The following is an 883-nucleotide window of genomic DNA, read 5'->3' as shown; positions in this document are numbered from 1 at the left end:
ACATCCTACGAATCCAGGGCAACCACTGAAGAGCCCGCGCCACACGTCGACGACATACTCACCCGATCACAGAAAATCCTCGACGAGAACCACCCGGACACAATCAACATCCGCCAGAAGCCCCAGTTGTAGGTGGAAACCGGCACGGTAGCGACGGTTTCCACCTACAGCAGCGGAAGCCGTAGGTGGAAACCGTCATGGTGGCAGCGGTTTCCACCTACGAGTGTGATGCGGGGCCGCAACCGCCGGCCCATCCGGCAGATGACCAAAGTGGACGATCGAAAATGTCCGTTCCAATGCCGGAGAGCTCGACGGCCACGTCTCGTCGACCCGGCGGCTGCCCGACAATGATCGGCATCATGATGCGCAGATGTGATGATGATGTGCGTACCACCATCGACATCCAAGATGATCTTCACAGGCAGGCCATGTCGATCGCCAGGGACACCTCACGGACACTGAGCGAGACGGTCGCCGATCTCATACGTCGCGGTCTGGGACACGGTGAGACGACGGAGATATCCCGCAGTGAACGAACCGGCCTCCCCCTGGTCCGCCTCGGCAGGATCATCACGACCGAGGACGTCCGCGCCCTGGACGACGATCAGTGACCACTCTTCTGGACGCCAACGTCCTGATCGCGCTCATTGTCAGCGACCACGTCCATCATGACGCCGCCGAAACATGGCTTGCCGACACCGCCGCTAGCTTTGCGACCTGCCCGATCACCGAGGTGGACCGGGGCAACGACCGAGTCCGCCTGATCAGTCCCGACGGCCAGTGCGGGCGGGGCGGGAGTGTCGCGCCGGCGGCAGCCGTCATGCGCCACCGCTGACGCGCCGGACGGGGATTCAGGGGGTGCTCCCGGGCGGCGCGGGACGAG

The 883-nt window shown here is 63.6% G+C and carries 2 protein-coding genes; both read left to right on the top strand.

Features of this window, described 5'->3' with window-relative positions; all coding sequences use genetic code 11:
- Positions 1-185: 185 nt before the first annotated feature.
- Positions 186-611: a hypothetical protein gene (locus AC5LSR_RS17625; protein ID WP_250285261.1), complete on the top strand. Its 426-nt coding sequence runs from the start codon at positions 186-188 to the stop codon at positions 609-611.
- Positions 608-835 (top strand): PIN domain-containing protein, encoded by a 228-nt coding sequence (locus tag AC5LSR_RS17620; RefSeq protein ID WP_445548451.1) that lies wholly within the window; start codon positions 608-610, stop codon positions 833-835. The genes AC5LSR_RS17625 and AC5LSR_RS17620 overlap by 4 nt, the downstream gene beginning before the upstream one ends.
- Positions 836-883 lie beyond the last annotated feature (48 nt).

The organism is Protofrankia sp. CiP1_Cm_nod4 (assembly GCF_982290645.1).
Note: the sequence above shows the minus strand (reverse complement) of the source record. Positions and strands in the feature narration are given on the sequence as shown.